This is a genomic window from Gordonia sp. (in: high G+C Gram-positive bacteria), assembly GCF_049299075.1.
Classification (GTDB): domain Bacteria; phylum Actinomycetota; class Actinomycetes; order Mycobacteriales; family Mycobacteriaceae; genus Gordonia.
This window is the reverse complement of the sequence record NZ_JBAQWU010000435.1, coordinates 1-4,584: the sequence shown is the minus strand read 5'-3', so window position 1 is coordinate 4,584 and position 4,584 is coordinate 1. Positions and strand designations below refer to the sequence as shown.

Genomic DNA, 4,584 nt, shown 5'->3' with positions numbered 1-4,584 from the left:
GCGGCCGCCGTCGGAGCCGATATGGTCGAGATTCTCTCGGCTGGCGAGGTCACTGTCCTTCAAGCGCGCGTGGAGAATGCCGACCGATTGCTACTTGCCCGACACTTCGCTCCGCCCGGTCGTTCCTGGGCTCGGCAGCGGGAGCCGGCACTCGTCAACGCTTTGTTCGAGAGCATCCTCACCTGAGGATTGCGCAGCGCATTCATTCGTGAGGATTTTCAAGAAAATTGAAAACCTTGCCGAATGAACAACGGTCGCATCAATTCGGGCGGCGCGGGCCCGCCTGGGCGCCGCGCGCCACGCGCTGGACCTCAACACCACCGAGGAACGAGAAACCGCGGATCACCACGCGCGGGGCGCCCGGTTTACCTGCGCCAGCACCCGCGCCGCTGAACCCACCCGCGACGCCTGAACCGTGCACCTCGACCGTCACGTCGTCGGGCACGACGATCCGAATGCTGCCGAGCATCGCCTTGCAGCGGACGTCCAGGACCGGCGCGGTGAACTCGACGTTGCGCAGGTCGATATCGACCCCACCCAGAAATGCGGTGGCCTTCAAATCGCTGCCGACCACTGCGCCGCCACTGATCTCGCTGCCCGACATGATGGCGACGGCTTTGGCGACCGGGGCCGCGCCCGAGTTGCTGATGCGTGTCTCACTGATCGCACTCTCGGCGATCGCGCCGCCGAGCCGATCCATCGGCAGGTCCGACAGCAAGGCATCCAACTGCGCCAAAGTGGTGGCGGCCAGCGCCTCACCCGCCCGGTCGGTGTACTCCTCCGGGGTGAGCGCACCCACGCTCATTGCCGCAGACAGAAAAGCATTCGCCTCCATCCGGTCGGAATTGCTGGCCCGGATATCAGCGCGACGGGCGTCATCGACGGGAGCCGGGTAGTACTTGCCGCTGCGAGGTTCAGTCACGACGACCAGTCTACGTACGGGTCCGGAGATAATCGCCGACGACAGCGGCACCGAGGCCGTCGACGTCCGGACTCACCACCCGTCCACCTACGCGGCGCGCCACCTGGTCCATGAAGCGCGCAAGCCCCGGGTCGTCACCGAGTTTGAAGAACGTGACTTGGGTGCCCATCCGAGCGAGATGGTCGAGTTCGCGGACCGTCAGGCCGAGGGTCTGCGGATGCGGCGGATAGAAAAAGAACGGCTGGCCGTTCGGATCCAGGTGCGCGGTCGGCTCGCCGTCGGTCACCACCAGCAGCACCGGCTGGGCATTCGGAAAACGACGCAAGTGGCGCTGCGCCAACAGCAGCGCGTGGTGCAGATTGGTGCCCTGCTCCATCCGCGGTTCCAAGCCGGTGAGGGTCGCGACATCGGTGTCGCGCGCATGGCGCCCGAACTCAATCAGGTGCAACTCATCGGACCGGAAGCGGGTGGAGATCAGCTGATTCAAGGCCAGCGCCGTACGCTTCATCGGCGTCCAGCGGCCCTCCATCACCATGGAGAACGAGGTGTCTGCCAGCAGCACCACGGCCGCCTGCGGCCGGGCCTCGGTGTCGACGACCTCCACATCACCCATGTCGATATCGAGCGCGCAGGCGCCGGGGCCGGGGCCGCCCGGGTTTGGATTGTCGGCCGCCGAGCGCAGGGTCGCATTGATCAGCGTGCGCGTCACATCCCACGGCTCGGTATCACCGTAGGCCCACTCGCGGGTGGCCCCGGTCGGCTCGCCGAGCCTGCCTGCAGCCTCGGCGCGGCGCTCGCCGGTCCGCGAGGAAAGTTGTTTGGCGATGTCGCGCAGGATCGATTGGCCCAGCTGCCGCATCGCCTTCGGCGACAGCGCGAGCGTGCCGTCGGGGGCGCGGCGGAAAAAGCCCTCCTCCCGCAGCGCCCGATCCAGTTCGGCGAGGGTGCTGGCATCGGCTGCGGCGTCGTCGCCGAGTTGTCTGGCCAGGGCATCGAGATCGATGTCTTCCAGCTGGGCACCGGCGTAGGCCTGGGACAGTTGCTCGGCGAGTTCCTCCAGCTCGCCGATGTCCCGGAGCGCAGCCGCACCCTCCCCCATACCCATCGGCTGGTCCCCCGAAAAGCGCTGTCCCCCATCCCAATCCAGATCAGGGCGCGCCTCGCGCAAGGCCGAATCCATCTGCCCGAGCTGGTTCATCAGGGCGGGCGACCCGAACGCCTGCTGCGAGAGCTCGGCGAGTTCGGCTTGCTGCTCCGGAGTCAGCGAGTTGAAGAACTGTTGCGCCGCAGCGGATCTGCGCGCCAGCGAGTCGATCAGCTCATCGGTGTTCTGCGGATTCTCCGGGAAGTGCTCGCCGTGCTTATCCATGAACTCGGCGAACTTCTCGGTGGTGTCCTCGCCCCGATTATGCGCGTCCAGCAACTCGTTGAGATCGGCGAGCATCTCCGAAATCGCCTGGCGGTCTTCGTCATTCGCGCCTTCGAGTGCCTGCTTCATCCCCGCGAAGCGCTGGTCTAGCGCCTCCCGGCCCAGCAGGTCGGAGATCTCCTGATACTTCTCCCGCGCCGTCTGGCTGCGCCACTGGTAGTCGCCGAGTTCCCGCACCGCCTGCGCGGTGGACGCAGGCAGATTGCCGATCTGCAGTTCAGCGAAGCGCGCGTCGTCGTCGAGGTCCCGGGCCAGCTGCTTGCGCTCCTCCAGGACAGCTTCGTCGAGCAGCTTGCGGATCTCATCGAAGGTGCCGTCGAGGTTGCGCTTGGCCAGCAACTCGCGCCGTCGCCGGTTCGCCAGCTCCGCGAGCCGATCCAGCCCACGGGTCTGCCCATCACCGCGGCGCAGATACTCGCGCAGCGCCCGCTCCGGCGAGGCGCCACTCATCACGTCCTCGCCGATGGCGTCGAGCGCCTCCCGCAGATCCACCGGCGGTGCCAGCGGGTTCGGACCGCCCGAATACCGACGGTACCGGGCGGCATGGTGGCGGCTGGCGCTCATCGGTCCGCGAGGTCCTCGGGATCGACGCGGTAGACGGTGCGGCCGCGCTCGTCGGGTTCCTTGCCGATCCGGCGGGCCAGGAAGAGTCCCTCCAGGGCGAACTCCAGGGCGCTAGCGTACTCGGCCTCGTCGAGGTCGAGCTTGGCGGCGAGTTGCTCGAGAAGCTCGGTGACCGCCGGATCGTCGTCGAATGCAGCGATCACCTCGGCAGCCGGGATGCGATCGCCGGTGCGCACGCCGTCACCACTCTCCAACAGCGTCACCAGGGCGCCCATATCGGTGCCACCGAGGTTGGCCCGGACGGCATCGGCGGTGGCCTTACGCAGCAGATACTCGAGGATCTCCCGTTCACGTCCCTCTTCGCCGGACTCGAACTCGACCTTGCCGCGCAGCACCTCGATCACCGATTCCAAGTCCACCGGGCGCGCAACGGCCGGCTCCTCGCCGGTAATCGCGGCACGATGCAGTGCGGCGGCGGCGACGGTCTCGGCGCCAGCAATCGAGAAGCGGGCCGAGACACCCGACCGCTGGTCGATCGACGGGTGTTCGCGGAGGTAACGGGTGAAGCGGGCGAGGATCTCGATGAGAAACTCCGGCACGCTGGCCACCAAATCGGCTTCCTGCTCGATCACGTCCACCTCGTCGACCAACTCGAGCGGGTAGTGGGTGCGGATCTCGGCGCCGAACCGGTCCTTGAGCGGGGTGATGATGCGGCCGCGATTGGTGTAGTCCTCGGGGTTGGCGCTGGCCAGGACCAGCACGTCGAGCGGCAGTCGGAGGCTGTAGCCGCGGACCTGAATGTCGCGCTCTTCCATCACGTTGAGCATCGAGACCTGGATGCGTTCGGACAGGTCGGGCAGCTCATTGATGACGATCAGACCGCGGTGCGCACGCGGGATCAGACCGAAATGGATGGTCTCCGGATCGCCCAGGCTGCGCCCTTGGGCGACCTTCATCGGATCGATATCGCCGACCAGGTCGGCCACCGAGGTGTCCGGGGTGGCCAGCTTCTCGCTGTACCGCTCGCTGCGATGCCGCCACTGCACCGGCAGGTCGTCGCCGAGGTCGGCGGCCCGCCGCAGGGTCTCCGGCAGGATCGGCTCGTACGGGTGCTCGTCGAGTTCGGACCCGGCAACCACCGGGGTCCACTCGTCGAGCAGATTCACCAGGGTGCGCAGCAGTCGCGTCTTGCCCTGGCCGCGTTCGCCGAGGAGCACGACGTCGTGCCCGGCGATCAGCGCGCGTTCGAGCTGCGGAACCACCGTCGACTCGAAGCCCACGATCCCTTCCCACGGGTCGCGCCCGTCGCGCAGTGCACTCAGCAGGTTGCTCCGGATCTCGTCGCGCACATCACGCTGCACGTGTCCGCTGGCGCGCAGTTCGCCGACGGTGTTGATCGACGCCGGGAAAGTCTCAGAAGTCACGTGTTCCAAGTTACTCGCCGCCGGGCGGAGCGTGTTCGGCGTAGCGTCGATGCCATGGCCTGGGATTCATTGGACATGTACCGGAACGGACTGGAGTTCTTCTCCGGAGTCGTCGAGACCGTACCCGCCGCTGGCTGGGACCGGGCGTCGCCGTGCGCGGGCTGGACCGCGCGCGATGTCCTCGGCCACGTCGGCACCGCGACCGCGATGGGTGCGGCGATCCTGGCCGACGAGCCGATCGGCAT

5 protein-coding genes are annotated in these 4,584 nt (G+C 67.3%); 2 read left to right on the top strand and 3 right to left on the bottom strand.

All coding sequences use genetic code 11. From position 1 onward, the window contains the following. On the top strand, positions 1-186 hold a 186-nt coding region (locus WAW85_RS13940), incomplete at its 5' end, for a hypothetical protein (RefSeq protein WP_422560199.1). 73 nt (positions 187-259) lie between these two features. Here WAW85_RS13940 and WAW85_RS13935 read toward each other — a convergent pair. The 3 genes from WAW85_RS13935 to WAW85_RS13925 are packed head-to-tail and all read right to left on the bottom strand — an operon-like array spanning position 260 to position 4,339. Continuing rightward, positions 260-922 carry a DUF1707 SHOCT-like domain-containing protein gene (locus WAW85_RS13935; RefSeq protein ID WP_422560198.1) on the bottom strand — a complete coding sequence of 221 codons (663 nt, stop codon included), beginning with the start codon at positions 920-922 and terminating at the stop codon, positions 260-262. A gap of 10 nt (positions 923-932) precedes the next feature. Further along, positions 933-2,915, bottom strand: coding sequence for a vWA domain-containing protein (locus WAW85_RS13930; RefSeq protein ID WP_422560197.1), 1,983 nt, complete (start codon positions 2,913-2,915; stop codon positions 933-935). Next, positions 2,912-4,339 (bottom strand): sigma 54-interacting transcriptional regulator, encoded by a 1,428-nt coding sequence (locus tag WAW85_RS13925; protein ID WP_422560196.1) that lies wholly within the window; start codon positions 4,337-4,339, stop codon positions 2,912-2,914. Before WAW85_RS13925 ends, WAW85_RS13930 begins: the two co-directional genes overlap by 4 nt. A 54-nt stretch (positions 4,340-4,393) precedes the next feature. Between WAW85_RS13925 and WAW85_RS13920 the strand changes: the two genes are divergently transcribed. Then, the coding region (locus tag WAW85_RS13920) for a maleylpyruvate isomerase N-terminal domain-containing protein (protein ID WP_422560195.1) at positions 4,394-4,584 on the top strand (191 nt) is incomplete at its 3' end.